The following is a 26,456-nucleotide window of genomic DNA, read 5'->3' on the forward strand; positions in this document are numbered from 1 at the left end:
TTTCTTCACCTCTTAAAATTATTTGCCGGGTCAGCGGCTAAGCGCGGCAACCCCAGGAAGCGTCTTGCCTTCCATCCATTCGAGGAAGGCGCCGCCTGCTGTCGAGATATAGGTCAAACCCTCGGTAACGCCTGCTTTTGCGAGCGCTGAAACCGTATCGCCGCCACCTGCGACAGAAATAAGTGCGCCAGATTTTGTCAGTTTTTCAGCTTCCTTGGCGACAGCGGTTGTGCCGTCACCGAAAGGATCAATCTCGAAGGCGCCGAACGGGCCGTTCCAGATCAGCGTTTTTACTGTCGCAAGACGTTCTTTGAGCAAGGTAACAGATTCAGGTGCTATATCGAGAATCATTTCGTCCGCCTGTACATCATTGACATGCGCCGTCCGGTTGGCGGCCCCGGCCTTGAATTCCTTGGCTAGCACAACATGAGAGGGAAGCATTACATCGCAACCGACCTTCTCGGCCTTCGCAAGGATCTCGGAGGCTGTCTCGGCAAGATCATGCTCGCAGAGGGACGCGCCAACATTCACGCCCTTTGCATTGAGAAAGGTATTGGCCATACCGCCACCAATCACAAGCACATCCACCTTCTCGATCAGATTGAAGAGAAGTTCAAGTTTGCTGGAAATTTTTGCGCCGCCGACAACTGCCATAACCGGGCGAGCAGGTTTCTCAAGCGCTTTTGAAAGCGCAGTGAGCTCGGCTTCCATATTCCGGCCAGCGTAGGCGGGCAAGAGATGGGCGAGGGCCTCGGTCGATGCATGGGCACGGTGGGAACAGGAAAAGGCATCGTTCACGTAAACATCGCCAGCAGCGGCGAGTTCTTTTGCAAAATCCGCATCATTCTTTTCTTCACCCGCGTGATAGCGGACATTCTCGGCAAGCAGGATATCACCCGCCTTGGCCGAGGCGATAGCCGCCGCAACCGGTGTGCCAATGCAATCGTCAATAAAGGTAACCGGCCGCTTGATATGAGCGGCCAGCCCGTCGGCAATAGGACGGAGGGACATTTCCGGGACGACCTTGCCTTTGGGGCGCCCGAAATGGCTGAGCAGAAGGACTTTCGCGCCCTTATCTGCAAGCTCGGTCAAAGTTGGCAGGATACGGTCAATACGGGTGAAGTCGGCAATCTTGCCTTCCTCCACTGGCACATTGAGATCGACACGGACCAGAACCGTTTTTCCGCTGGCATCCAGATCATCGAGAGTTCTGAAATCAACCATGTTGTTACTCCGTCCCAGTTTGTGCGTTACTTGGCGTTTGCCATGGCAAGTGCCGTATCGCTCATCCGGTTGGAGAAGCCCCATTCGTTGTCGTACCAGCTCAGGACACGAACGAAGGTGCCGTCGATGACCTGAGTCTGGGTCAGATCGAAGGTGGAAGAGGCCGGGTTATGATTAAAGTCGATGGAGACAACTGGATCGCTGTTCGCGTCGAGGACACCTTTCAAGCGACCGTTTGCGGCCTCAGAGATGGCATCGTTGACTTCTTCCTTGGTGGTCGAACGACCGGCGACGAAGGTCAGGTCAATCATGGAAACATTCGGTGTTGGCACGCGAACCGAAGTTCCATCAAGCTTGCCAACCAGTTCCGGCAGCACGAGACCAACGGCCTTGGCAGCGCCAGTCGAGGTTGGGATCATTGACATACCGGCTGCCCGTGCGCGACGCGGATCGGAATGTAGCGTATCCAGAACCGGCTGATCGCCTGTAAAGGCATGAATAGTCGTCATGAAGCCATGAACCAGACCAACAGAGTCGTTCAATACTTGCGCAACCGGTGCCAGACAGTTTGTGGTGCAGGACGCGTTGGAAACGATCGTGTGATCTTTCGCCAGCTTGTCATGGTTGACGCCGTAAACGACGGTCAGGTCAACATCTGTTCCCGGAGCGGAGATAAGGACTTTCTTCGCACCTGCTTCGATATGCTTGGCGGCGGCTTCGCGCTTGGTAAAGATGCCAGTACATTCAAAGGCGATATCGACATTGAGGGCGCCCCAAGGCAGATCGGCAGGGTTACGCTCTGCGGTGACCTTGATTGGGCCACGGCCGAGATCGATGGTGTCGCCGTCAACCGTTACCGTGCCGGGATAGCGGCCATGCACGCTGTCATATTTCAGAAGGTGGGCGTTGGCTTCAACCGAACCCAGATCATTGATTCCGACAACTTCAATATCGGTCCGGCCAGATTCATAGATTGCCCGAAGGATATTCCGTCCAATCCGTCCAAAACCGTTAATTGCTACACGAACAGTCATTTTCTTCTACTCCTGATTGCCGGTCTCTTAGTTTCTGCCGGCCTTTGCTCTTAAGTTAAAGCCTGTCTTTTGCCGATGCGACAATTGCCTCGGCGGTGATTCCAAAATGTTTATATAGTTCGCCCGCCGGAGCGGAGGCGCCAAAGCTGTCAATGCCAACAAAACCGCCTTCCGTGCCGGTATATCTTTCCCAGCCCATGGAACAGCCCGCTTCAACAGCAATTCTTACAGTATCTGTATTAAGTGTTTCTTTTTTGTAAGCATCGTCCTGTTTTTCGAACAATTCCCAACATGGCATGGAAACAACCCGTGTGCCGATACCTTCGCTTTCCAGCATCTTCTGTGCTTTCAGGGCGAGGGATATTTCTGACCCGGTTGCAATAAGGGTGACTTTTGCGTCCAGATTGGCGGCGGCCAGCTCATATCCACCCTTGCCGCAGAGATTTTCTGCGGTGTGGGTTTTCCGAACCAACTCCAGACCCTGACGGCTGAGCGACAGGATGGATGGCGTGGATTTGGACTGAAGAGCTAGCTGCCAGCATTCTGCCGTTTCAATGGCGTCTGCAGGACGGAACACATTGACGTTTGGCATCGCCCGGAGGGCGGCCAGATGCTCAACTGGTTGATGCGTCGGGCCATCTTCGCCAAGTCCGATGGAATCATGGGTCATCACATAGATAACCCGTTGCTCCATCAGCGCGGAGAGGCGGATTGCCGGGCGGGCATAGTCGGTGAAGACCATGAAGGTACCGCCATAGGGGATAAAGCCCCTGTGTAGCGCCATGCCGTTCATAATGGCGGACATGCCAAACTCGCGGACACCATAATAAATATAGCGGCCGGAGAAATCCTCCGCTGATATAGGTTTTAACTGCGGTGTCAGGGTGAGGTTCGATCCCGTCAGGTCGGCAGAGCCACCAACAGTGATATCAACCTTTTCGTTGATGACTTTCAGTGCTTCCTGACTTGATTTGCGGGTTGCCCAAGCCGGGGCATCTTCACTTAGCTGCCGCTTATACTCCAAAATGGCATCATCAAGATCCGATGGCAAATCGCCGACCAAGCTATTGTTGAATTCTGAACGAACTTCTGCGGGCAGGGCGTTCAGGCTTTCTTCCCAGGCAGTGGAGTGCCGGGCACCCATTGTGCCGACACAACGCCATTTATCGAGGATGTCGTTGGGAATTTCAAACGGAGCGTACGGCCAGTTCAATTCCTTTCTTGCAAGCGCGATTTCTTCGTCCCCGAGCGGAGCGCCGTGAACACCGGAAGTACCCTGTTTGTTGGGAGCCCCGAAACCAATTGTCGTACGGCAGGCAATCATGGACGGTTTGTCCGTTTCCTTCGCCGCGGCAATGGCTTTTTCAATCTGCGCTGCATCATGGCCGTCAACGGACTGAACGTCCCATCCATGGGCCTCGAAGCGTTTAGCCTGATCATCGGAGACCGCCAGATCGGTGGAACCGTCGATGCTGATGGCGTTATCGTCCCACAGCACGATCAACTTGTTCAGCTTGAGGTGACCGGCAAATGAGATCGCTTCATGGCTGATCCCCTCCATCAGGCAGCCGTCGCCGGCAATCACATATGTATGGTGATCGACAATGTCTTTATAGCGCGCGGCCTGCATCTTTTCGGCAAGCGCCATGCCGACAGCCATGGCAAGACCCTGACCAAGCGGTCCGGTTGTTGTTTCTACGCCTTCCGCATGACCGAATTCCGGATGCCCTGCGGTTTTGGAGCCGAGCTGGCGGAAATTCTTGATTTCCTCCAGCGTCACATCCTTGTATCCGGTCAGATGAAGCACCGAATAAAGCAACATCGACCCATGGCCAGCAGACAGGACAAAACGATCGCGGTCTGGCCAATTTGGTTTTGCCGGGTCGAATTTCAGGAATTTGGAAAACAGGACGGTCGCAACATCGGCCATCCCCATCGGCATGCCGGGATGCCCGGAATTTGCGGCCTGCACGGCATCCATGGACAGTGCCCGAATGGCGTTTGCCATATTATCATGTTTGCTTGAGTTCGGTGACGACTTAAGCCCGATCTTGTTCATACTTGGCTCATCTCCATCCACCAGCGGTTCCTTATACTACCCTTAATTTTGCGTGCCATACGCGATTGAAGGGACAAATGCACAGGGTGCATTTTCGGATTGCTGGTGCCCGTCTTCGGGGTGGTTTCAAAATGTATCCGTTCGTCAGATCATTCCGCTTTATCTGCTGACTTCGCGCATTGACGAGTCGGCGTCCGGAATGCAAAGCCAAAAGGGGTTCCTTTCGGAATCGGGGCGAAGATGCCGCCCAAACACCGGCACGTCAACCGCTTAGTTCACGGAAAAGGCGCGAATCCCTACAAAATGCGTCTCAACCAATAAGGTTGACGAGCATTACAGCATGATCGTATTGTCAAAGGTGAGAGATTTCCGGTAACTGACCATAAACAGTGTGGAATAGTCTGATGGGGAACGAGCAGGATAGCGAATCAAGGATGGAGGCGGCCTTAGCCAGGCTTGAGAAAGCCGCCACTACCCTGACGCAAGAGAAGCAGCAGGGGGAATTTGGTTCGGGCGGTGATGCCGTCGGATCTGACCTGGCCGCCGAGAATGAGGCACTGAAAAGCGAGCTTGAAGCTTTGCGTGGGAAATATGAAGCGTTGAAAAAGAAGACACAGGCAGTGTCCGGTCGCCTTGATCAGTCGATTGATCAACTCAGCATGATATTGGAGCAGTAGCATGGGATCACTGACAGTCAATGTGAACGGACGGTCCTATCCGATTGTCTGCGGCGACGGTGAGGAACCTCATCTGGAGTATCTGGCCGAGTTCGTTGATAAAAAGGTTCAGGATTTGACAGGGTCGGTCGGAAATGCGAGCGAGGGCCAGCTTCTGATGATGGCATGCCTGCTGATCGCCGATGACCTGTCGCAAGCTTATGAAACCATCGAGAACCTCCGTGAAGGTACTGAAACAGCCGGGGACACTTCTGCGCAGGATACATGGGCAGAAAAAATTGAGGCTATTGCACTAAAGCTCGAAAATGCTTAAATGGACGATGTTGCACTGACTTGTGCGTTAGACGAATGATATCCTGGGGCCAATAACGAAATCCCGGGAGCTGATCCCTGACTGGACCGTGGTCCTAATATATCGGCGCCCACCTGACTTGTCAGGCCACAGCGATTTCCACGCGTCGACGGCTATGCTGGTGCAGCATTTATTTATTTCCGGACCCTGCCGAAAAGCTGCCTGTGACACTAAGCCTGAGAGACCAGAAACAGCAACAGCGCGACACCGCTTTTGCGCGCCGGGCGTCAATTGTCGCGGGCAATGCGGGGGTGCAGGCCGCACGCCACTTCATCAAAGCCTTTCCATCACTGGACTCTTTTACTGTTTCCCTTTACTGGCCCCTTGGGAGTGAATTGGATTCAAGGCCGCTCTTGCGGGTTCTTCATGAAATGGGTGCTGATTGCGCCCTGCCAGTGGTCGAGAAAAAGGATCATCCGCTGTTGTTTCGCCGCTGGACGCCGGAAACAGTGATGGAACCCGGCGCCTTTAATGTGATGGTTCCGGCGAAATCTGCCGACTATGTCATTCCCGGCCTTGTGATCACGCCGATGCTTGCCTTTGATGCGGCGGGCAATAGACTGGGCTATGGTGGTGGTTATTACGACCGGACGCTTGAAAAACTTCGCAATGAGGCAGGAAGCCGTGCGATCGGCTTAGCTTACGCTGCGCAAGAAGTAGAAAGGGTCGTGACTGATCGTTTTGACCAGCGGCTTGCCGGCATATTAACAGAAAAAGATTTTAGGATAATAGAATGAAAATCCTCTATTTCGGAGACGTGGTAGGCCGCTCAGGGCGCGACGTTCTGGTCGGTCAACTCCCTATAATTCGGGAACGTCTGTCACCGGATTTTGTTGTCGTTAATGGTGAGAATGCGGCGGGTGGCTTCGGGATAACCGAAAAAATTGCAGAGGAATTTTTTGGGGCCGGAACAGACTGTGTCGTGCTTGGGAACCACAGCTTCGACCAGAAAGAGATCATGCCGGTGCTGGAAAAAGATGCTCGTATTCTCAGGCCGGTAAATTATCCAAAAGATACGCCTGGGCGTGGTTTTAGTGCCTTCAAGACACGACGCGGGAAAACGATCCTGGTCGTGCAGGTCATGGCGCGCCTCTTTATGGATCCGCTTGATGATCCATTCGCGGCAGTTGAAAAGATGCTTGCCGGAAATCCGCTGGGGAAGAAATACGACGCCATTCTCATTGATATTCATGGGGAGATCACATCCGAGAAAATGTCCATGGGGCATTTTTGCGATGGCCGGGCCTCCATGGTGGTCGGTAGTCATACTCACGTGCCGACGGCGGATGCTCAGATATTCCCGGGCGGCACAGCCTATCAGACCGATGCGGGCATGTGCGGTGATTATAATTCCGTGATCGGGATGGACAAGGAAGAACCACTTCGCCGTTTTACCCGGAAAATCCCGGGTGGGCGGTTTTCTCCGGCGCTGGGCGAGGGAACAGCCTGTGGTGTTTTTGTTCAAACGGACGACAAAACCGGCCTCGCAACCTATATTTCCCCGCTCCGGGTTGGGGGCCGCCTGCAGGAGATTTGGCCTGAGCTTTCCTGAAGCCTGTCAGAGTTGTAAAAAGGACGTGCCTCTTTAAGGCGGATCGGGTACAAACGGCAAAACAGTAACCAAACAGTATCAAGACCAAGAGACGGAATATGGCGGGACATTCACAATTTAAGAACATCATGCACCGCAAGGGCGCGCAGGATAAAAAGCGGGCGAAGATTTTCGCCAAGCATATCAGGGAATTGACGGTGGCGGCGAAAACCGGTTTGCCCGATCCGGCGATGAACCCGCGCCTCAGAAGTGCTATTTCTGCCGCGCGTGGCGACAATATGCCGAACGACAATATCGACCGTGCGATCAAGCGTGCGTCGGGCGAGGCCGGTGCGGATAACTATGAAGAAATGCGTTATGAGGGCTATGGCCCCGGCGGCGTCGCCATCATTGTCGAAACCTTGACCGATAACCGCAATCGTACCGCCGCCGATGTGCGCGCGGCCTTTGCCAAGGCAGGGGGAACAATGGGGGAGACGGGTTCCGTTGCCTTCATGTTTGACCGGATCGGGCAGGTCATCTATGCGGCGGACGCAATCGATGCGGATGACATGTTTGAAGCGGCGCTGGAAGCGGGCGCAGAGAATGTCGAGAGTGATGCGCAGATCCACGATATCACCTGCGCGATGGAGGATTTTAATGATGTCCGCGACGCGCTGGAGGAGAAATTTGGCACCCCGCAGGAAGCGGGCATCGTCTGGAAGCCGCAGAACTCCATTCCGGTAGAGACAGAGGATTTGGCCAACTCCCTCTTTAAGCTGGTGGATGTGCTTGAAGATAACGACGATGTGCAGAAGGTATCGGCCAATTTCGATATTCCTGAAGAAATCATGGAGAAATTGGGCGACTAACTTTTTAGAAGGACAGTAATCTTATCATGCGTTTATTGGGGCTGGATCCGGGTCTTCGCCATACCGGCTGGGGGATCATAGAGGCAGAGGGCAATACTCTCCGGCATCTGGCCAATGGCGCGATTTCTTCTGATGGCACACTGGATTTATCCCAGCGGCTGGTGCAGCTTTATGACGGCATTTCGAAAGTTATCGCGGACTGGCAACCCGCGGAAGCAGCGGTCGAGGAAACATTCGTTAACAAAAACCCGGTCTCTACCCTGAAACTCGGACAGGCGCGCGGAATTTCCTTGCTGGTCCCGTCGCTCAATGGCCTTCCGGTTGAGGAATACGCTCCCAATAAAATCAAAAAATCTGTCGTTGGCGCGGGTCATGCAGGTAAAGATCAGATTCATGCCATGGTCGGTATGTTGTTGCCCGGCTGCAAAATCACAAATGAACACGCCGCCGATGCACTTGCCGTTGCGATCTGTCATGCCCATTACGCGGGTAGCAATCGTAACCTTAAGAAAGCCACTATGATGGCGGGGCGGGCGTCATGATCGCAAAACTAACCGGAAAACTTGATGAGGTTGGCGAAGACTGGATTGTGATTGATGTCGGGGGTGTCGGTTATCTCGTTTTCTGTTCCGGACGGGCACTTCGAAGTTTGCCGGAGACGGGCGGGATCGTCTCCCTCTATATCGAAACCCATGTGCGCGAAGATCATATCCATCTTTATGGGTTTGAGAGTGTGGCGGCGCGGGCCTGGTTCACCCTGTTACAGACAGTGCAGGGCGTTGGCGCGAAAGTCGCGCTGGGCATTCTTTCGCTGTATAGCGGGGATGAACTCACGCAGATTGTCGCGGCGCAGGACAAGACGGCACTCACTCGCGTTTCCGGTGTCGGCCCGAAAGTTGCGGGTCGGATCGCGGCGGAACTCAAAGATAAAGTCGCAAAAATGGATTTGGGACCTGTTGCCTTTAACGCTGAAGTAAGCCAAGCGGCACCGAAGCCGGCACAAGCCGCCGCCGGAGATGCTGTTTCGGCACTGGTCAATCTCGGCTATGGCCGTGCGGAGGCCTTTGGCGCGGTTGCGGCGGCTTCGCGCAATCTTGGGCCCGAAGCTTCGGTTGAGACTCTGATCACCGCCGGATTGAAGGAGCTGGCCGCATGAGTGACGAAAGGCTTGTCAGTGCCGCGTCCAGCAATCAGGACGATATCGAAACCCAGTTTCGCCCGCAGGTTCTGGATGATTTTATCGGTCAGAAACAGGTACGGGAGAATTTGAGCGTTTTTATCCAGGCGGCGAAATCACGCGGTGAAGCCCTTGATCATGTTATGTTTTTTGGCCCGCCCGGTCTTGGCAAGACAACACTTTCCCAGATCGTTGCCCGCGAACTTGGCGTTAATTTTCGCGCAACAGCGGGCCCGGTGATTACCAAGGCCGGCGATCTGGCGGCGTTGCTCACCAATCTTGAAGAGAATGACGTTCTCTTTATTGATGAAATCCATCGGTTGAGTCCTGCCGTTGAGGAAATTCTTTATCCGGCGATGGAGGATTTCCATCTCGACCTTATTATCGGAGAGGGGCCGGCGGCGCGCTCTGTGCGGATCGACCTGCCACCCTTCACGCTGGTGGGCGCAACGACCCGTTCCGGCCTGATCACGACTCCGCTTAGGGAGCGTTTCGGTATTCCGCTCCGGATGAATTTCTATGAACCGGATGAGCTTAAACTTATCGTCGCGCGGGGCGCCCGGGTTTTGGGCCTGAATTTGAGCGAGGATGGCGCGATAGAGATTGCACGGCGGAGCCGAGGGACACCGCGTGTAGCGGGCCGGCTTCTGCGCCGGGTGCGGGATTTCGCGGCTGTTGCCGGAGCTGATCTTGTGGATGCGGTCAAGGCCGACGCCGCGCTTAACCGTCTGGAAGTGGATAAACGCGGATTGGATAGCATGGATCGGCGCTATCTGGGGCGCATCGCCGATGATTTTGGCGGCGGCCCGGTTGGTGTCGAGACGCTTTCGGCGGCGTTGTCGGAACCCCGCGACGCGATTGAGGATATAATCGAACCTTATCTGATCCAGCAGGGATTTCTGCAACGTACCCCCCGCGGGCGAATGCTGACCCGTGCGGCATTTGATCATTTGGGGAAGGCGTTTCCCAAAGTGATGAGCGAGCAGCTGACCTTGATCGATGAAGAGAACAGAGATGAGTGAGGGCAAAATGCGCGGCCGGTTTGTGGCGGGCGAGGGCGGAACGCGACATATCTTTCCGGTCCCTGTTTACTGGGAAGATACGGATGCGGGCGGTATCGTTTATTACGCCAACTATCTCAAATTCACGGAACGGGCCCGAACTGACATGCTTCGGGGGCTAGGTATTAATCAGCAGGCGATGATGGTAGAAGAGGGCGCGAATTTTGTCGTCCGCGCCTGTGAAATCGAATATCTTAAGCCAGCGAAGATGGAAGATGAGCTTGAAATAGTAACCATGGTAACAGATCTGCGCGGGGCATCCCTCCGGATGGCGCAGAATATTTATCGCGATGCGGACCTCCTCGTGGAGACGAAAGTCCGTGTCGCCTGCCTTGACAGAGAAGGAAAGCCACAGCGTCTTTCTTCTGCCATAAATGACAAGTTTAATGCGATTTTGGGCGATTCGGCTTTACATGCGAAGACTTTAGCCAGGGAAGAGTAAATGGAAAACGAAGCAATTGTCGTCACCCAGATGGGCGGCGATGCTCACGACTTATCGATGATCGGCCTATTTGTTCAGGCGGATATTGTTGTTCAGATAGTCATGATTGTTCTGGTGCTGGCCTCCTTTTGGAGTTGGGCAATTATTGTCGATAAAATCATTCGCTATCGCCGGATTACTGCCGACGCGGACGAATTCGAGAATGAATTCTGGTCCGGCGGAAATCTGGAGGATTTGCAGCGCCGGGTTGGCTCCAGCCCCGATAACCCGCTCGCCATGCTGTTCGCCGCCGCGATGAAGGAATGGTCTCGCTCCACCGAAAAGGGGCTCGGCAAGCATTCGCATACGGGTCTGCAGGCGCGTATTCATCAGGTGATGCGCGTAACTATCGACCGCGAGGTTGAGCGGCTGGAGAAATATCTGGGCTTTCTCGCAACTGTCGGTTCGACGGCCACTTTCCTTGGATTGTTCGGCACCGTCTGGGGTATCATGAACAGCTTCCAGTCGATCGCTGCCACCAAGGACACGAGTCTCGCCGTTGTTGCGCCGGGTATTGCGGAGGCGCTGTTCGCCACGGCCCTTGGCCTTGTTGCCGCCATCCCGGCGGTTGTCGCCTATAATAAATTCTCCAATGATCTGCAGCGGATTATTACGCGTCTTGAAGGCTTTGCCGGAGAATTTTCTGCTATTCTCTCTCGCCAGCTCGATCAGGACGATTGATATGGATGCCAATAACTATAAGGCATTTACCGGCAAGGGCCGCCGGCGCCGTCATACGCAGATGTCCGAAATCAACGTCACGCCCTTTGTTGACGTCATGCTCGTTCTGCTGATTGTCTTCATGGTGACCGCGCCGCTCTTGACCGTTGGCGTGCCGCTGGAACTTCCCAGCAGCAAGGCGGCGACCGTACAGGGAAATGACGAACCGTTGGTCATCAGCGTTGATGGGGAAGGGCGGCTCTATCTTGAAGATGTTGAGATTGAGCTCGCTAACTTGGTGCCCAAGCTTCTGGCGGTAACTGGAGCGAAACAAGACCAGCGTATTTTCGTGCGCGGGGACACCAATGTAGCCTATGGCCGTGTCCTGTCAGTCATGGGGGAAATTCATAACGCGGGCTTCAAGCGTGTCGCGATGGTCTCTGCCGGTCCCGGCAAGGCGGCTTCCGACGCGCAACAAGACAGTAACGAGTAAGGGGTCCTCCGACAGATGAGAGTGCCTGCCCTAGCTTCGGCCGTTCTGCATATGCTGATCCTTGTGATCATGTATACCGGCCTGCCGTTGTTTACGGACCCGAAGCTGTATGAGCCGCCGGTCGTCATCAGTGTGGAAATTGTGGATGTGGCGGATATTACCAACTTGCCAAAGCCCGCGCCGGAGCCTGAGAAAGAGAAGAAACCGGAACCGGAGCCCGAACCCAAGCCAGCGCCGAAACCTGAGCCAAAGCCAGAACCAAAACCCGAGCCAACCCCGGAACCTGAACCAGCGCCAGAGCCGGAACCAGCGCCAGAGCCGGAACCGGCTCCTGAGCCAGAACCAGAACCTGAACCTGCGCCAAAGGCGGAACCGAAGCCCGTCCCCAAGCCGCCGGTTAAACCGAAACCAAAGCCCAAACCGAAACCAGAACCCAAGCCGGAGCCTAAGAAGCCAGAGCCGAAAAAGCCTGCATTCGATATGAACCAGATGAAGGCGCTGCTTGATAAGAAGAAGCGGGAGCAGGCGGCGAAATCGCAGGATACGGCAGACATAAAAAAGCCCGATTCTGCTGAAAAAGTGCCGAACTCGTCAAGCAAGGCGATGGACAGATCCCTGCCGTTGACATTGGGAGAAGAGGATGCGTTGCGGCAACAGGTCCAGAAATGCTGGAATGTGCCGACGGGGGCAGTGGATGCGGAAGAACTGGTTGTATCAATTCGAATTCGGTTGAATCAGGACGGCTCATTGAACGGATCTCCAGAAATTGTTAGTGGTGGACTGGATGACCCATATGTTTTGGCGGCGGCAGACAGTGCGCGGCGAGCAGTTTTGCAATGTCAGCCCTATAAACTGCCAGCAGAAAAATACGAAAGTTGGCGTGAAGTTACAATGAACTTCAATCCGAAGGACATGTTCTAGGCGATAGGAAGAATGATGATTGGTAGAGTACAGAAAATCTTTGCATTCATGACAGGCTTGATGGTGGCCCTGTCGGTTATGAGTGCAGCCCGGGCGGAGTTGGTCATCGATATCACGCAGGGCAATATCGAGCCGATGCCGATCGCGATAACGGATTTTTATGCGGATAACGAGGCGACGGCGAAAATCGGCAAGCAGATGGCCGATGTCATCCGCGCCGATCTGGAGCGCTCCGGATTGTTTACACCGATCGATCAGCGGGCCTATCTGCAGCAGCCAAAAGATCTGCAGGCAGTTCCTGTCTTCGCTAACTGGCGCAAAATTGCTGCGCAAGCGCTTTCCACGGGGCTTGTTCAGGCGCTCGGCGATGGACAGATCAACGTACAGTTCCGCCTCTGGGACGTCTTCGCTGAGCAATATCTGACCGGCATCCAATACACTACCCCACCGTCGAACTGGCGTCTGACGGCCCATCTGATCGCCGATGAAATATATAAACGGCTTACGGGTGAGGATGGTTATTTCTCTACCCGTATGGTCTATGTGTCGGAAAGCGGCCCGGCGGATCGGCGGGTGAAGCGTCTTGCAATCATGGATCAGGACGGAGAAAATCATCAGTTCCTGACCAGCGGAAATGAACTAGTGCTTACCCCGCGCTATTCGCCAACGCAGCAGGTGCTGACATATCTTTCTTACTTCAACAACAAGCCGCGGGTATATCTCTATAACCTTGATACCGGACAGCAGGAAATCCTTGGGGAATTTCCTGGCATGACCTTCGCGCCGCGTTTCTCGCCATCGGGAAATCAGGTGGTGATGAGCATGGCGCAGGACGGCAACTCTGAAATATATTTGATGGATCTGCGGACCCGGGAACTCAAACGTCTGACCAATCATCCGGGCATCGATACGGCGCCGTCCTTCTCGCCAGACGGCACCCAGATTACCTTTGAATCGGACCGGGGCGGACGTCAGCAGATCTATGTCATGAATGCAGATGGCTCAAATGTGAACCGGATCAGCTTCGGTAGTGGTAATTATGGCACACCAGTCTGGTCTCCGCGCGGTGATTTGATTGCCTTCACCAAGCTAACCGGCGGACAGTTTTCCATTGGCGTTATGCGCACTGATGGCTCGCAGGAACGGATTTTGACGGAAGGCTTCCATAATGAAGGGCCCACTTGGGCGCCAAATGGGCGTGTTTTGATGTTTTTCCGCCAGATTCCGGGAAAAAATGATGGCACGGGTGATAAAGTTCGCTTGTGGTCCATTGACCTAACAGGATATAACGAACGGGAGGTTATCACGCCTGGTGACGGGTCAGATCCGGCTTGGTCGCCACCGTATAACTTGAACAGGTGAGATCAAACCACTATAGTTTGCGAGATTACAATATTCGGGGGACCATCTTTACCAGTTTCTCATAGATACATACTGTATCCTTGTTTGACGTGAGATACCCATAGTTCAGAGATTTCCAGAGGATGGGAGTTAAGTAAATGCGGCTCAATCTAGGTCTTAAAACCTTAAGTATTTTCACAGCGTTGCTGCTGGTTGCGGCTTGCGAAACGGCACCTACTGAAACCGGTGACAGCTCAGGTGGGGGCGCGACGACCCAGACGAGCGGAACGTCCGGCTCAACAACAACTGTTGTTACCGAAACCACTACGACCACGGTACAGCCCGGCAGCCAGGAAGACCTGGTTCTGAATGTTGGCGACCGCGTCTTCTTCGGATTTGATAAATATGACCTGTCTGACGAAGCACAAGGCACGTTGCAGCGGCAGGCCGCTTGGTTGAAGGCGAACCCAACGGTTACGCTCGTAATCGAAGGCAACTGCGATGAGCGCGGTACGCGCGAATATAACCTTGCTCTTGGCGAACGTCGGGCAACAGCGGTAAAGAACTACTTGGTAACACTGGGTATTTCGGCAAACCGTTTGTCCACGATTTCCTACGGCAAGGAACGTCCGGTTGCTCTCGGTCATAACGAAGCAGCTTGGGCTCAGAACAGACGTTCGGTTTCGGTTGTAAATTAACCCGAGGCTAGAATTCAGGCGCCCGTTGCCGCACTAACATGCTTAGTGACGGGAACGGGCGTTTTTTTTGAGTCAATCGAGGTGCCCAGAAACGGAGCGACCAGGCATTGACCATAAAATTGCCAATATTCTGAACAAGTTTGATATCTTTGAGGAAAAACCCCACGGATCGAGGAAAGGGTTCGCCGCGATGATTTGGAATGTATCAAAGACCGGAATTGGAAAGTCTGAGCATTCTCGACATGGGAAATTGCTGATTTCCTGTCTGGTATTGGCTATGGCGGCTCTTATTGCACCGACTCTGGCACAAGCTCAAAGCAACAGTGAAGTTCGGGCACTGGCCGATCGGATCAACCGGCTGGAGCAGGATATCACGGATATGCAGCGTACGGTCTATAGCGGTGCAGCGCCCGCGCCCCGACCCGCCGCGCCCAGTGGTTCCTCTGCCTTACCCGCAACATCCGGTGGCTCCATCAGTCAAGATGGGCTCGCGCTTCTTTTGCAGCGTATTAGTGCCCTGGAAGATGAGCAGCGCCGCCTGACGGGTGCGCAGGAAGAAGCCCGCTTCAAGATTACCCAGATGTCGACCCGGCTCGATAAGCTGGTAAAAGATGTCGATTTTCGGCTGACCGATATTGAACGGCGTCTTGGCACGTCAGGTGCTCCAGTTGGAACTTCCGATAATTCTACGGGCGCAATCACATCTCCCACGTCACTTACATCCGGGGCGGTGACGAACTCAGGAACGACCGGGAGCACGTCATCGACAGCCCCTGTTGTAGTAGGGGGTGAAAGTCTGCCCACCGGTAGTAAGGTTCTGGGAACACTCCCAGCAAATAACAACGGCACGCCCGCGGCGGCGAGCTCTACGGGAACCGGATCGGCAGTTGCCTCTACGGCTCCTGCTGGCGGCGGACTACCCGCCGGTTCAGCCTCCGATCAGTATAACTACGCCATTTCTCTCGTGCGGGAAGACCGCTACGACGATGCGGAAGTCGCTTTTACGGAATTCCTCAAGCTCCATAAAGACAACGATCTCGCCGGTAACGCGCAATATTGGCTCGGGGAAACTTTTTATGTACGCGGCGATTTTCCGAATGCAGCCTCGGCCTTTTTTGAAGGGTACCAGAACTATCCCGACAGCACCAAAGCGGCGGATAACTTACTGAAGCTGGCCATGACTCTTGGACGGATGGACCAGAAGGAGGAGGCCTGCGCCACTTTCGCCCAAATGGATAAGCAGTTTAATCAGGTGCCCGCCAGATTGCGGCAGACCGCAGATCGGGAAAAGCAGAAATTCGGCTGCAAATGAGGCACTGCCGTGCCTGAACTTCTAAGCGTTTCCCGACTTCCTGAATTTTTTAGTGACACCCTTCAAGGTATGTTGCCGGAAGGCCCGCCAAACCGGTTGGCGGTCGCGGTTTCCGGTGGTTCGGATAGTATGGCGCTCGTGCTCTTGGCCAAGGACTGGGCGGATCGAAACGGAATTTCTCTGACAGCTTTGACAGTTGATCATGGTTTGCGCACCAGTTCTGCGGATGAAGCAATTCAAGTCAAAGACTGGCTTGAGGCGCGAGGAATAGAGACACGCATCCTCCACTGGACCGGGCCCTATCCCAAAACCGGTGTTCAAGAAGCCGCTCGCAACGCCCGCTATCAATTGATGGAAGAGACCTGCTTACTGGCGGGGATCGGCGCGCTGTTGCTTGGGCATCAGCTGGAAGATCAGCTTGAAACCCTGTTGATGAGACTCTCTAAGGGGAGCGGGTTGGAGGGGCTTACCGCCATGCAGAGAGTGAGGGAGCGGGGACGGCTCCGTCTAATGCGTCCGCTTTTAACCGTGCGCCGTGAAATATTGCGCAACTATCTTCAGGCCGAGAAGCAGGGCTGGATCGACGATCCCAGCAATGAAAATCCTATCTACACCCGGACCCGAGTCGGGGCCGTACTGACGGAGATGCAGCAACTCCCAGGGAGTAATATCGAAGCAATTGCGCTTTCTCTTGCGCGGTTGCAACGTGCCTGTGAAAGCCTTGACATATTGGCCCGACAAAAGATTGATGCGCACTGTGAGGTCAGTCCACTCGGCTTTATCCGGATGCCGGAAATGGCACTCGATGACTGCCCGGATGAACTGGCGCTTCGAATTCTTTCCGCTTCTCTCAGCTGCGTCGGGGGTGGACAGCGGATCAAGCTCTCTGCGCTTGAACAACTCTATCAGCGGCTTTTTAAAGATCGGTCCAACAAAAGCGGCACAATATCGGGCGCGCAAATCCATAAAACCGGGATGGGTTGGTTGTTCTGTCGGGAGCCGGGCCGTGCAGGTCTTCCCGTGATTGACCTTAATACGGGTCAATGGGAATGGTTTTGGGATAACCGCTTTATCGTGAGCGACACCACGCCGGGCACACCATTGCCGACCGGGCTGTCACTTCGTGCAATGGGGGTAGATGGATGGCGGCAATTGCAGGAAGATGCCGATTCCAAGCTTTTCTCGGATATTCCCGCCCGCGTCCGCCATAGCCTGCCCGCGCTCTGGTCCGAGGGAGAAATTGTCGCGGCGCCGCTGTTGTTTTCGGAGAAAAGCTCGGAATTCGGGCATAATCAGAGGTTTAACATGCAATTTCGGGCATTTTACTGGATGACCGACCCGAATTTGTGATAATTATCGTCGATTGGCTAAATGCCCTATTGGAACTTGACGTTAACAGATTATATCTAGAACTAATCCATACTATCGGATGAATATTACGACGAACGGATCGGACTTAGTCCGAAGTGGGAAGGAAATAATTTCGTGAATCTTTTTGGCAAGAACATAGTGCTCTGGGTAATCATCGCATTACTCGTTGTGGCGCTTTTCAATATTTTCAATGATCCTTCCCCGAGGAATGCCGGTTTATCGATGCCTTATTCGACGTTCCTCGATGAAGTTGAAAACGGCCGGGTGAAAAATGTCACCATTCAGGGGCCGAATATCAAGGGCGTTACCGATGATGGCCGCGCCTTCACAACCTACGCACCTGAAGACAGCACGCTTGTCAGTAAGTTAAGCGAGCATGGGGTTATCATCAACGCGGCCCCGAAGGAAGAGGGAAGCGTGCTGATGGCGACGTTGCTGTCCTGGTTCCCGATGCTGCTCCTGATCGGGGTGTGGATATTCTTTATGCGCCAGATGCAGGGCGGCGGCGGCAAGGCCATGGGCTTTGGCAAGTCGAAAGCGAAGCTGCTGACTGAGAAACATGGCCGTGTGACATTTGAAGATGTCGCCGGGATTGAGGAAGCGAAGGAAGAACTTGAAGAAGTAGTCGACTTCCTGAAAAACCCGCAGAAATATCAGCGCCTTGGCGGCAAGATTCCGAAAGGCGTTCTGTTGATCGGGCCTCCCGGTACGGGTAAGACGCTGCTGGCTCGTTCTGTCGCAGGTGAGGCGAATGTCCCGTTCTTCACGATATCCGGCTCCGACTTTGTCGAAATGTTCGTTGGTGTCGGCGCAAGCCGTGTCCGCGACATGTTCGAACAGGGCAAGAAAAACGCCCCCTGCATTATCTTCATTGACGAAATTGACGCCGTTGGCCGTCATCGTGGCGCCGGTCTTGGCGGCGGGAATGACGAACGCGAACAGACCCTCAACCAGATGCTGGTGGAGATGGATGGCTTTGAAGCCAACGAAGGTGTGATCCTGTTGGCCGCGACCAACCGTCCGGACGTACTTGATCCGGCACTGTTGCGCCCCGGTCGTTTTGACCGTCAGGTTGTGGTGCCGAATCCGGATATCATCGGCCGTGAGAAAATTCTCAAAGTACATATGCGCAAAGTTCCTCTGGCGCAGGATGTAAATGCTCGCACAATCGCGCGCGGTACACCGGGCTTCTCGGGCGCTGACCTTGCCAACCTCGTGAATGAGGCGGCGCTTCTTGCGGCGCGTAAATCACGCCGGCTGGTGACACAGCAGGAGTTTGAGGAAGCCAAAGACAAGGTCATGATGGGCACCGAGCGTCGCTCAATGGTCATGTCCGAAGATGAGAAAAAACTGACCGCCTATCATGAAGGCGGCCATGCACTCGTCGGCATGCATATGAAGGCATCTGACCCGATCCATAAGGCGACAATCATTCCGCGTGGTCGTGCGCTTGGTATGGTCATGCGCCTGCCGGAAAAGGACAGTTACTCGCTACGTCGGGATCAATGTCTGGCCCATCTTGCGGTTGCCATGGGTGGCCGGGTGGCTGAGGAAATGATCTTTGGTCATGATGCTGTTACAACCGGTGCCTCAGGCGATATCAAGATGGCGACCGACATGGCCCGCCGGATGGTTACTGAATGGGGTCTTTCCGACAAGCTTGGCCCACTTCTCTATGGTGCTAATCAGGAAGAGGTTTTCCTCGGTCATTCGGTGTCGCAGCAGAAGAATATGTCTGACGCAACGGCAGATGTCATTGATCAGGAAGTCCGCCGCTTTGTTGAGGAAGGCGAGGCAACTGCCCGCAAGATCCTGAATGAGCATGTGGATCAACTGCACCGGATCGCTAAAGGCCTTCTGGAGTATGAAACGCTCAGTGGGGATGAAATCAAGATTCTGATGGATGGCGGCGATATCAACCGTCCGGAAGATGTTGATACCCCTGCCGACAGCGGACCGAGTTCAACCGTACCCGAAGCCGATGGCCATAAGAAGCCCGGCGGACCGGGTCTGGAACCGGAACCGCAACCTGGCTCATAAGGACAGTTTAATGAGTGAGACGAATAAGGGCTCCGCTTCATCGCGGGGCCTTTCTTCTATGACAGCCAATGACGCGTCGCGCCCCTTAATCATGGGGATCGTGAACGTTACGCCTGACAGCTTCTCTGACGGCGGGCAGCATTCAAGCATTGATGCTGCAATCGCCCATGCCCGCCAGTTGGTTTCGGAAGGGGCGGATATCCTTGATATCGGGGGGGAGAGCACCCGACCCGGCGCCAATGCGATTAGTGTGCAGGAAGAATGTGCGCGTGTTGTGCCGGTGATCGACGGCTGCCGCGATCTTGGTGTCACGATCTCCATCGATAGCCGGAAAGCAGATGTAATGGCCGCGGCGGTCGCGGCGGGCGCCACTTTAATTAACGACGTCAGCGCCCTTGAATATGATCCTAGCAGTCTCAATTTCGTGGCGGAAAGCGGCCTGCCGGTTTGCCTGATGCATAGCCTTGCAGACCCCAAGGTCATGCAGGACAATCCCAGCTACGACGACGTGGTTGCCGATGTCATGGCTTACTTGCGCGGGCGGGTTGAGGTTTGCGAAGCGGCGGGTATTGCGCGGGGTAATATTATTGTCGATCCGGGCATCGGCTTTGGCAAAACGGTCGATCATAATCTTCTGCTGATCAAGTCGCTGTCAGCGTTTCAGGCACTTGGCTGTGATATTCTGCTCGGGGCATCACGAAAATCTTTTATTGGACGTATAACACACGAACCGGAGGCATCTAAACGCATCATCGGATCGGTCGCTGTTGCCCTTCATGGCGCACAAGCAGGCGCCCGGATTTTGCGGGTTCATGACGTTAAGGAAACCCGCCAGGCTCTTGAAATATGGCGGGCAATTGATAACGCCTCTTTTTAGACATGTTTTAAGGGTTTTCTGTTAGGGTGTTGCCGAATTTTATTTAGAGACAGAGCCATGACACGAAAATATTTTGGAACTGACGGCATTCGCGGCACGGCGAATAAGGAGCCGATGACCGCAGAGATCGCCCTCAAAGTGGGTAAATCCGCAGGCAAGAAATTCGCCGGGCGTGGCGATTTTCGTCATCGTGTCGTGATCGGCAAGGATACCCGTCTCTCGGGCTATATGGTGGAGCCTGCTTTGACCGCCGGCTTTACCTCGGTCGGGATGGATGTGATTCTTGTCGGACCGCTCCCCACGCCAGCGATCGCCATGCTGACCCGCTCGCTCCGGGCGGATATCGGGGTGATGATTTCCGCGTCCCATAACTCATTCGAGGATAACGGCATCAAGCTTTTCGGCCCCGATGGCTATAAGTTATCCGACGAAGTAGAAAAAAGCATAGAAGCCGACATCATTGACGACAGCAATATTGTGCTGGCGGATCCGGCGAAGCTAGGTAGAGCGCAGCGTCTCGATGACGCGCGTGGTCGCTATATCGAATTTGCCAAAAGCAGTTTCCCCCGAAACCAACTCCTGAAGGGGCTTAAAATCGTTGTCGATTGCGCGAACGGCGCAGCCTATAAGGTGGCGCCGACAGTGCTCTGGGAGTTGGAGGCAGATGTCATCTCCATGGGTGTCTCTCCCAACGGATTTAATATCAATGATGGCTGTGGTTCAACCTCGACGGATGCTATGTGCGCCCGTGTCGTTGAAGAAGGGGCCGATCTCGGCATTGCCCTTGATGGGGATGCAGATCGGTTGTTGATCTGCGATGAGAAGGGGCGACTGATTGACGGAGACCAGCTCATGGCGCTGATCGCCCGAACCTGGCAACGTCGCGAAAAGCTTCAGGGTGGCGGTATCGTATCAACGGTTATGTCCAATATGGGGCTTGAGAAATTCTTGGAGGATCGCGGCCTGATCCTCGCGCGGACCAATGTTGGCGATCGTTATGTTGTTGAACATATGCGTGAGCATGGTTTTAACGTCGGCGGAGAGCAGTCGGGACATATTGTCCTCAATGATTATAGCACAACGGGTGACGGCCTGATTGCCGCGCTTCAAGTCCTGTCCGTGATCGTAGAAGAGGGCCGACCGGTCAGCGAGGTATGCCATAATTTTGATCCTTGGCCGCAGATTCTCAAGAATGTGCGGTATGGGACAGGGGATCCACTCTCCGGCGACGCTGTGCAGAAGGCAATCCGGGACGGGGAAATCCGACTCGGAAATGAAGGACGGCTCTTAATCCGAAAATCCGGGACGGAACCGCTGATCCGCGTGATGGGCGAGGGAACGAACGACAGCCTGGTTAATGAGATTGTCGATAATATAGTCAATGAGGTTACTGCCTCAGTTGGCTGATAAAAATAAGACATAAGAGGGTAGTATGCAGGGGCGTGTATTGATTATCGCCGGATCGGATTCCGGCGGTGGGGCAGGTATTCAGGCGGATATTAAGACGGTAACGGCCCTTGGTGGCTATGCGGCGACGGCGATAACCGCGCTGACGGCACAAAATACCCTTGGTGTTGAGGAGATTGAGGCGGTTTCTGCTCCCTTCGTCGCGCAGCAGATTGACGTTGTCTTAAGAGATATTGGTGCAGATGCCATCAAAATCGGTATGCTCCATCGAAAAGAAGTGGTGGATGCCGTCGCGGGTCTGTTTGATCATCTCGATAAATTGCCGCCGGTCGTGCTCGATCCGGTAATGATTGCCAAAGGCGGCGCGAGTCTGATCGCAGAAGAGGCGAGCGACGCCATAAAAAAACGCCTGATCGGGCCGCATACTCTTGTTCTCACCCCGAATATTCCGGAGGCTGAACAGCTTACCGGCATGAAGATCAACAATCTGACCGATATGGAAAAGGCGGGCCGTCTTCTGCTCGATATGGGTCCCGTCGCTGTATTAATGAAGGGCGGGCATAGCGAAGGGGCTGAAATTGTCGATCTTCTTGTTTCACCAGAAGGGGTCCAGACTTTTTCACATCGACGGATTGAGACGCCCCATACTCATGGCACGGGCTGCACACTGTCATCGGCTATTGCAACAGGCATTGCGCAAGGTCTATCGGTCCCGGCGGCCGTTGCCCGTGCCATTCGCTATGTGGAAAACGCGATCTTTGAGGCACCCGGCATCGGCGCCGGTCACGGACCGCTCAATCACGGGCATACAGTGGGGCGGTTTGAATAGCTTTAGCTATTCTTTGAAAACACCTTTTGATAGTATTGATGTGGTAAAATAATTACTCATTCGATAGGAATAAGGCATGGCTTATTTTAAACACGCTTTATTGGGCGTTGGCTTGATATTTTTTGTTGGATCTGGTGCCGTGCATGGAGCGGAGTCCACAGCAAAAATTGAAGCCATCGATGAACTCCTGAGAGTCACAAGATTGGCTGATAATTTAAAGACTGTCACGTCTGATAGCGTTCGATTTTATCTAGATAAGAGTTTCAGTTCTAAGCCGAATATTCCGGAAGAGGTTAAAGAAAAGTCCTATGGGATAGTAATGGAAACCTTTAACGAGAATTTGCCAGGATTAACCGTTCCGATTGTCGAGTTGTACGAACAGACATTTACGCTTGAAGAAATTCAGGAACTAACGACGTTCTACAAGTCCCCGCTCGGCCAGAAGTTAGTTCGTGAAACTCCGGTAATAGTGCAAAAATCCATGATGATCGGAAATCAGTGGGGCCAGAAGATTGCGGCTATCGCGATGGAGCGTATCCGCAAGGAACTGGCCAGCAAAGGTTACGATATTTGATTGTCAAGCTGGAGGACTAAATTTCCGCAAGAGCCTCAATAAGCCGGTCGATTTCATCGTCCGTGTTATAATAATGAAATGAAGCTCTTATCATTGCATCTATACCCCGTTTCTCAAGATCGAAGCGAGTGCTGGAGAGACCGGTGATAGAGACATTAATACTCCGCTCCACAAGGTAGTTCTTAATTTCGTCCGGGCTCTTTGTTGTGTGATCGAAGGTGACGATACCGCCTTTTTGAGCGCCGATATCCTGAACGGTGACGCCGGGTACTTTTGAGAGTTTTTCCCGCGCGGTCGCGGCAAGGGCGCAGAGCCGGGTCGAGGTTTCCTCAATTCCGAGGGTGAGAAGATAATCGACGGCAGCGCCGAGTCCGATGACGGCGGCGACATTGAACTCCCAATTCTCGAACAGGCGGGCATCCTTGCGCATTGTATATCCATTGAGGGACGTCCATTCCGCGCTATGCATATCAAGAAACGGCGGTTCCAGCTTGTCCAAAATACTCTTCCGGACATAGAGAAAGCCAGTACCACGCGGCCCTCGAAGATACTTGCGTCCCGTCACCGAGAGCATGTCGCAGCCGATTTCCTCTACATCGACCGGAAGCTGCCCGACGGACTGGCAGGCATCCAGAAGATAGGGAATGCCATATTTTCGAGCGACTTTGCCGATTTCTGCCGCCGGATTGACAAGGCCGCCGTTGGTCGGCACATGGGTCACCGAAATAAGCTTCACCTTGTCGTCTATCATCTCTTCCAGAGCGGCAACATCCATTTGCCCGCGGTTATCGCTCGGTACGAAATCGATTTTGACGCCCGTTCGTTTTGCAACTTGCAGATAATCAATGACATTGGTGGCATATTCGGCCTCAGCCGTCAGGATGCGGTCGCCGGGCGCGAATTTCAGGCCGTAGAAGGCCATTTGCCAACCGACGGTCGCATTCTCGACAAGTGCAATTTCGCTGCGGTCACAGTTGATCAATTCGGCGATGGCGTCATAGGTTCGCTCAAACGCGGGCAAAGCTCTTGCCTGAGCCTCATAGCCGCCGATGGCCAGTTCCAGATTGAGATGATCTTTCACCGCCTCATAGACAGGGAGCGGCATTAATGCCGCGCCCGCATTGTTGAGATGAATCCGGTTTTCTGTTCCTGGTGTCTCCGATCGGAGTTTATCAATATCAAGTGTCATTAGGTATCCTGTTTAGCGATGTCCGGCTACAGCATGGGGGATATAGGCGTCCTTGAGGCGCGCGAGTTCGTTCATATCCAGCGATATATCAAGTGCGGCAACGGCCTCTTCCAACTGATACATCTTGCTCGCCCCGATAATGGGCGCGGTGACAGTGGGACTGTGATGGACCCAGGCGAGGGCAATCTGTGCTGGAGTGACCTCACGTTCCTTTGCGATTTCCTGCACAACGGCGAGGATGTCATAATCGGCGCCCTGTCCAATCCGCATGGATTTTATCATAGCATCGGAGCGGGAGCGGGTCGTCTCTCCATCCGCATCCTTTTTCTTGTTCCCGGCGAGGAACCCGCGCGCGAGCGGTGACCAGGGAATAACGCCAATACCCTGATCCTCACAGAGAGGCAACATTTCGCGCTCCTCTTCCCGATAAACAAGGTTATAAACATTCTGCATGGAGACGAACTTCGCCCAGCTATTCTTTTCGGAGATGGAAAGCGCTTTCATGAACTGCCAGGCGAACATGGAAGAAGCGCCAATATAGCGGACCTTGCCGGCGCGGACGACATCGTTTAGCGCTTCCAGCGTTTCTTCGATCGGCGTGTCATAGTCCCAGCGGTGAATCTGATATAGATCGACATAGTCGGTGCCGAGGCGGCGCAAGGAATTATCGATGGAATGCATGATATGCTTGCGCGAGAGGCCACCGGTTAGCGGACTTTTCCCCATCCGGTTGAAGACTTTTGTGGCGATGACAACTTCATCGCGCTTGGCGTAGTCTTTTAGCGCCCGTCCGACAATTTCCTCCGATACGCCCAATGAATACATATCGGCAGTGTCGAAGAAATTGATGCCCAGCTCAAGTGCGCGCTTGATAAAGGGGCGGCTTTCCTCTTCTGGCAGGACCCAGTCCCGCCAGCTCGGGTCGCCATAGGTCATGGTGCCGAGGCAAAGATCGCTTACTTTCAGGCCGGTATTTCCCAGTCTTTTCAAGTTCATTTTTATCTCCGTCAGAGGATATTTTCTAGCGCCATGAGCAGTCTATCGCTATCTGACTCGTTGTTAAAGAGGTGAGGGGTGACCCGCAAGCTTGAGCCCCGTACGGAGAGATAGATATTCTCCTTCAGCAGGGTTTCAAGGAGGTTTTTGGGCAATCCATCCGTCTGCCGGAGCCCGAGAAAATGCCCGGCGCGCCGCTCGTCGGGGAGGGAGGTTAGCCCGAGCCTCTCGCATCGCGCGGCGATATCACGCGTTTTCTGCGTTAGTGTTCCCTGAATGTTGGCGACGCCCCAGTCGAGGATTTGCTCAAGCGCGGCAACGGCAACAGGCATCAGGGCGAAGTTCGCCCGCTCTCCCATATCAAATCGTCGCGCGCCGTCCTGATAGTCATCGACATAATCAACCAGCCCGGCGAAATCCTCCGATCCCTTGCGGTTGAGCCAGTTATATTCCAGCGGGTTGCCGTTCTGATGCTCCGGCGCGACATACATGAAGCCGAGGCTATAGGGTCCGAGTAGCCATTTATAGACTGCGGCGATCATGAAATCGGGCTTTACGCGCGCAAGATCAAGCGGCATCGCGCCGAGCGATTGAGTCACGTCAAGAACCAGCTTTGCGCCTTGCGCCCTGAGTTTCTCCCCAATTGCCACTAGGTCGAGGAGTGCGCCGTCTGTCCAGTGATTATGGGGCAGGGCCGCGAGGGCGACATTCTCATCAATCGCGTTAAGGACAGCCGACGTCCAGTCATGATCGGCAGGCGTCGACACAGTGACGATCTCGGCGCCGCTGTCGTGTGCACGCTGCTGCCAGCAATAAACATTCGACGGGAACTGATCCTCAAGGAGAAGGATTTTCTGACCGGCTTTAAGCGGGATGTTCCGCGCCGCAACGGCAAGGCCATAAGACGCACTCGGAATAATCGCGACATCATTTGCTGTTGCGCCGATCAGTTCTGCAAATAATGATCGCGCCTTTTCTGATTCGGTAAAGAAGTCAACCGGGGAGACTGTCCAGGGCAGGGATTTGCGGTCCACGCCCGTATGACCAGCCGCCCGCGCGGCTTTCAGGAGCGGTCCCATATAGGCACAGTTGAAATAGGCAATATCGTCCGGGATATCAAAAAGATGGCGTTGGCTGGGGATCATGGAAAACAACCTCGAGAGTATGATTATCCCGTATTCTCTCGATCCCCAACGCCTTTGGCCAGCCCTTTATTGTCACCGGTACAATTAAGCGATTGTTTAGACGTTTGTTCTATTATGGATGATAAGATCCTAGAT

Annotated in this window: 27 protein-coding genes; 21 read left to right on the forward strand and 6 right to left on the reverse strand. The window is 54.1% G+C overall.

Features of this window, described 5'->3' with window-relative positions:
- Positions 1–30: 30 nt before the first annotated feature.
- From LKE13_RS11395 to tkt, 3 genes are read right to left on the reverse strand one after another with little or no spacing between them, the layout of a single operon-like run.
- Positions 31–1,224 (reverse strand): phosphoglycerate kinase, encoded by a 1,194-nt coding sequence (locus tag LKE13_RS11395; RefSeq protein WP_227951426.1) that lies wholly within the window; start codon positions 1,222–1,224, stop codon positions 31–33.
- A gap of 26 nt (positions 1,225–1,250) precedes the next feature.
- On the reverse strand, positions 1,251–2,258 hold the full coding sequence (gene gap, locus LKE13_RS11400; protein ID WP_227951427.1) for a type I glyceraldehyde-3-phosphate dehydrogenase: 1,008 nt from the start codon (positions 2,256–2,258) through the stop codon (positions 1,251–1,253).
- 55 nt (positions 2,259–2,313) lie between these two features.
- Entirely contained in the window at positions 2,314–4,317 is a 2,004-nt protein-coding gene (gene tkt / locus LKE13_RS11405) for a transketolase (RefSeq protein ID WP_265334887.1), read from the reverse strand.
- A gap of 404 nt (positions 4,318–4,721) precedes the next feature.
- On the opposite strand from tkt, the gene LKE13_RS11410 reads away from it, so the two are divergent.
- From LKE13_RS11410 to LKE13_RS11510, 21 genes are all read left to right on the forward strand, one after another.
- Positions 4,722–4,994, forward strand: coding sequence for a hypothetical protein (locus LKE13_RS11410; protein ID WP_227951429.1), 273 nt, complete (start codon positions 4,722–4,724; stop codon positions 4,992–4,994).
- A gap of 1 nt (position 4,995) precedes the next feature.
- The gene (locus LKE13_RS11415; protein WP_227951431.1) at positions 4,996–5,307 is read left to right on the forward strand and encodes a cell division protein ZapA; all 312 of its coding nucleotides are present in this window, start codon (positions 4,996–4,998) and stop codon (positions 5,305–5,307) included.
- Between the two features lie 203 nt (positions 5,308–5,510).
- On the forward strand, positions 5,511–6,083 hold the full coding sequence (locus LKE13_RS11420) for a 5-formyltetrahydrofolate cyclo-ligase (protein WP_227951433.1): 573 nt from the start codon (positions 5,511–5,513) through the stop codon (positions 6,081–6,083).
- Positions 6,080–6,898, forward strand: a complete 819-nt coding sequence (locus tag LKE13_RS11425) for a YmdB family metallophosphoesterase (RefSeq protein WP_227951435.1) — start codon at positions 6,080–6,082, stop codon at positions 6,896–6,898. The genes LKE13_RS11420 and LKE13_RS11425 overlap by 4 nt, the downstream gene beginning before the upstream one ends.
- A 98-nt stretch (positions 6,899–6,996) precedes the next feature.
- Positions 6,997–7,749: a YebC/PmpR family DNA-binding transcriptional regulator gene (locus LKE13_RS11430; protein WP_227951437.1), complete on the forward strand. Its 753-nt coding sequence runs from the start codon at positions 6,997–6,999 to the stop codon at positions 7,747–7,749.
- 26 nt (positions 7,750–7,775) lie between these two features.
- Complete coding sequence (gene ruvC / locus LKE13_RS11435) at positions 7,776–8,291, forward strand: crossover junction endodeoxyribonuclease RuvC (RefSeq protein WP_227951439.1); 516 nt, start codon at positions 7,776–7,778, stop codon at positions 8,289–8,291.
- Complete coding sequence (gene ruvA, locus LKE13_RS11440) at positions 8,288–8,905, forward strand: Holliday junction branch migration protein RuvA (RefSeq protein ID WP_227951441.1); 618 nt, start codon at positions 8,288–8,290, stop codon at positions 8,903–8,905. The genes ruvC and ruvA overlap by 4 nt, the downstream gene beginning before the upstream one ends.
- A complete protein-coding gene (gene ruvB / locus LKE13_RS11445) occupies positions 8,902–9,948 on the forward strand; it encodes a Holliday junction branch migration DNA helicase RuvB (protein WP_227951443.1) in 1,047 nt (348 codons plus the stop codon). Before ruvA ends, ruvB begins: the two co-directional genes overlap by 4 nt.
- Positions 9,941–10,429: a tol-pal system-associated acyl-CoA thioesterase gene (gene ybgC, locus LKE13_RS11450; RefSeq protein WP_227951445.1), complete on the forward strand. Its 489-nt coding sequence runs from the start codon at positions 9,941–9,943 to the stop codon at positions 10,427–10,429. The genes ruvB and ybgC overlap by 8 nt, the downstream gene beginning before the upstream one ends.
- Complete coding sequence (tolQ, locus tag LKE13_RS11455; protein ID WP_227951448.1) at positions 10,430–11,149, forward strand: protein TolQ; 720 nt, start codon at positions 10,430–10,432, stop codon at positions 11,147–11,149.
- A gap of 1 nt (position 11,150) precedes the next feature.
- The gene (gene tolR / locus LKE13_RS11460; RefSeq protein ID WP_227951450.1) at positions 11,151–11,621 is read left to right on the forward strand and encodes a protein TolR; all 471 of its coding nucleotides are present in this window, start codon (positions 11,151–11,153) and stop codon (positions 11,619–11,621) included.
- Between the two features lie 15 nt (positions 11,622–11,636).
- Entirely contained in the window at positions 11,637–12,542 is a 906-nt protein-coding gene (locus LKE13_RS11465) for a TonB C-terminal domain-containing protein (RefSeq protein ID WP_227951452.1), read from the forward strand.
- Between the two features lie 12 nt (positions 12,543–12,554).
- Entirely contained in the window at positions 12,555–13,904 is a 1,350-nt protein-coding gene (gene tolB, locus LKE13_RS11470) for a Tol-Pal system beta propeller repeat protein TolB (RefSeq protein WP_227951454.1), read from the forward strand.
- Positions 13,905–14,041: 137 nt separating this feature from the next.
- Positions 14,042–14,581 carry a peptidoglycan-associated lipoprotein Pal gene (pal, locus tag LKE13_RS11475; RefSeq protein ID WP_227951456.1) on the forward strand — a complete coding sequence of 180 codons (540 nt, stop codon included), beginning with the start codon at positions 14,042–14,044 and terminating at the stop codon, positions 14,579–14,581.
- A 277-nt stretch (positions 14,582–14,858) separates the two neighbouring features.
- The gene (ybgF, locus tag LKE13_RS11480) at positions 14,859–15,893 is read left to right on the forward strand and encodes a tol-pal system protein YbgF (RefSeq protein ID WP_227951458.1); all 1,035 of its coding nucleotides are present in this window, start codon (positions 14,859–14,861) and stop codon (positions 15,891–15,893) included.
- A gap of 9 nt (positions 15,894–15,902) precedes the next feature.
- Positions 15,903–17,243, forward strand: coding sequence for a tRNA lysidine(34) synthetase TilS (tilS, locus tag LKE13_RS11485; RefSeq protein WP_227951461.1), 1,341 nt, complete (start codon positions 15,903–15,905; stop codon positions 17,241–17,243).
- A gap of 135 nt (positions 17,244–17,378) precedes the next feature.
- Positions 17,379–19,304 (forward strand): ATP-dependent zinc metalloprotease FtsH, encoded by a 1,926-nt coding sequence (gene ftsH / locus LKE13_RS11490; RefSeq protein ID WP_227951463.1) that lies wholly within the window; start codon positions 17,379–17,381, stop codon positions 19,302–19,304.
- Between the two features lie 10 nt (positions 19,305–19,314).
- Positions 19,315–20,181 (forward strand): dihydropteroate synthase, encoded by an 867-nt coding sequence (gene folP / locus LKE13_RS11495; RefSeq protein ID WP_227951465.1) that lies wholly within the window; start codon positions 19,315–19,317, stop codon positions 20,179–20,181.
- Positions 20,182–20,238: 57 nt separating this feature from the next.
- Positions 20,239–21,588, forward strand: coding sequence for a phosphoglucosamine mutase (gene glmM / locus LKE13_RS11500; protein WP_227951467.1), 1,350 nt, complete (start codon positions 20,239–20,241; stop codon positions 21,586–21,588).
- A gap of 25 nt (positions 21,589–21,613) precedes the next feature.
- A complete protein-coding gene (gene thiD / locus LKE13_RS11505; protein WP_227951469.1) occupies positions 21,614–22,417 on the forward strand; it encodes a bifunctional hydroxymethylpyrimidine kinase/phosphomethylpyrimidine kinase in 804 nt (267 codons plus the stop codon).
- 76 nt (positions 22,418–22,493) lie between these two features.
- Positions 22,494–22,991, forward strand: a complete 498-nt coding sequence (locus tag LKE13_RS11510) for a DUF2059 domain-containing protein (RefSeq protein WP_227951471.1) — start codon at positions 22,494–22,496, stop codon at positions 22,989–22,991.
- Between the two features lie 16 nt (positions 22,992–23,007).
- Here the strand turns inward: LKE13_RS11510 and LKE13_RS11515 are convergent, their stop codons facing one another.
- The 3 genes from LKE13_RS11515 to LKE13_RS11525 are packed head-to-tail and all read right to left on the reverse strand — an operon-like array spanning position 23,008 to position 26,321.
- A complete protein-coding gene (locus LKE13_RS11515; RefSeq protein ID WP_227951473.1) occupies positions 23,008–24,180 on the reverse strand; it encodes an aminotransferase class V-fold PLP-dependent enzyme in 1,173 nt (390 codons plus the stop codon).
- Between the two features lie 12 nt (positions 24,181–24,192).
- The gene (locus LKE13_RS11520) at positions 24,193–25,176 is read right to left on the reverse strand and encodes an aldo/keto reductase (protein ID WP_227951475.1); all 984 of its coding nucleotides are present in this window, start codon (positions 25,174–25,176) and stop codon (positions 24,193–24,195) included.
- 11 nt (positions 25,177–25,187) lie between these two features.
- Complete coding sequence (locus LKE13_RS11525; RefSeq protein ID WP_227951477.1) at positions 25,188–26,321, reverse strand: aminotransferase class V-fold PLP-dependent enzyme; 1,134 nt, start codon at positions 26,319–26,321, stop codon at positions 25,188–25,190.
- Between the last annotated feature and the right edge of the window lie 135 nt (positions 26,322–26,456).

The sequence above is a fragment of the Sneathiella sp. HT1-7 genome, from assembly GCF_020731145.1.
Classification (GTDB): Bacteria; Pseudomonadota; Alphaproteobacteria; order Sneathiellales; family Sneathiellaceae; genus Sneathiella.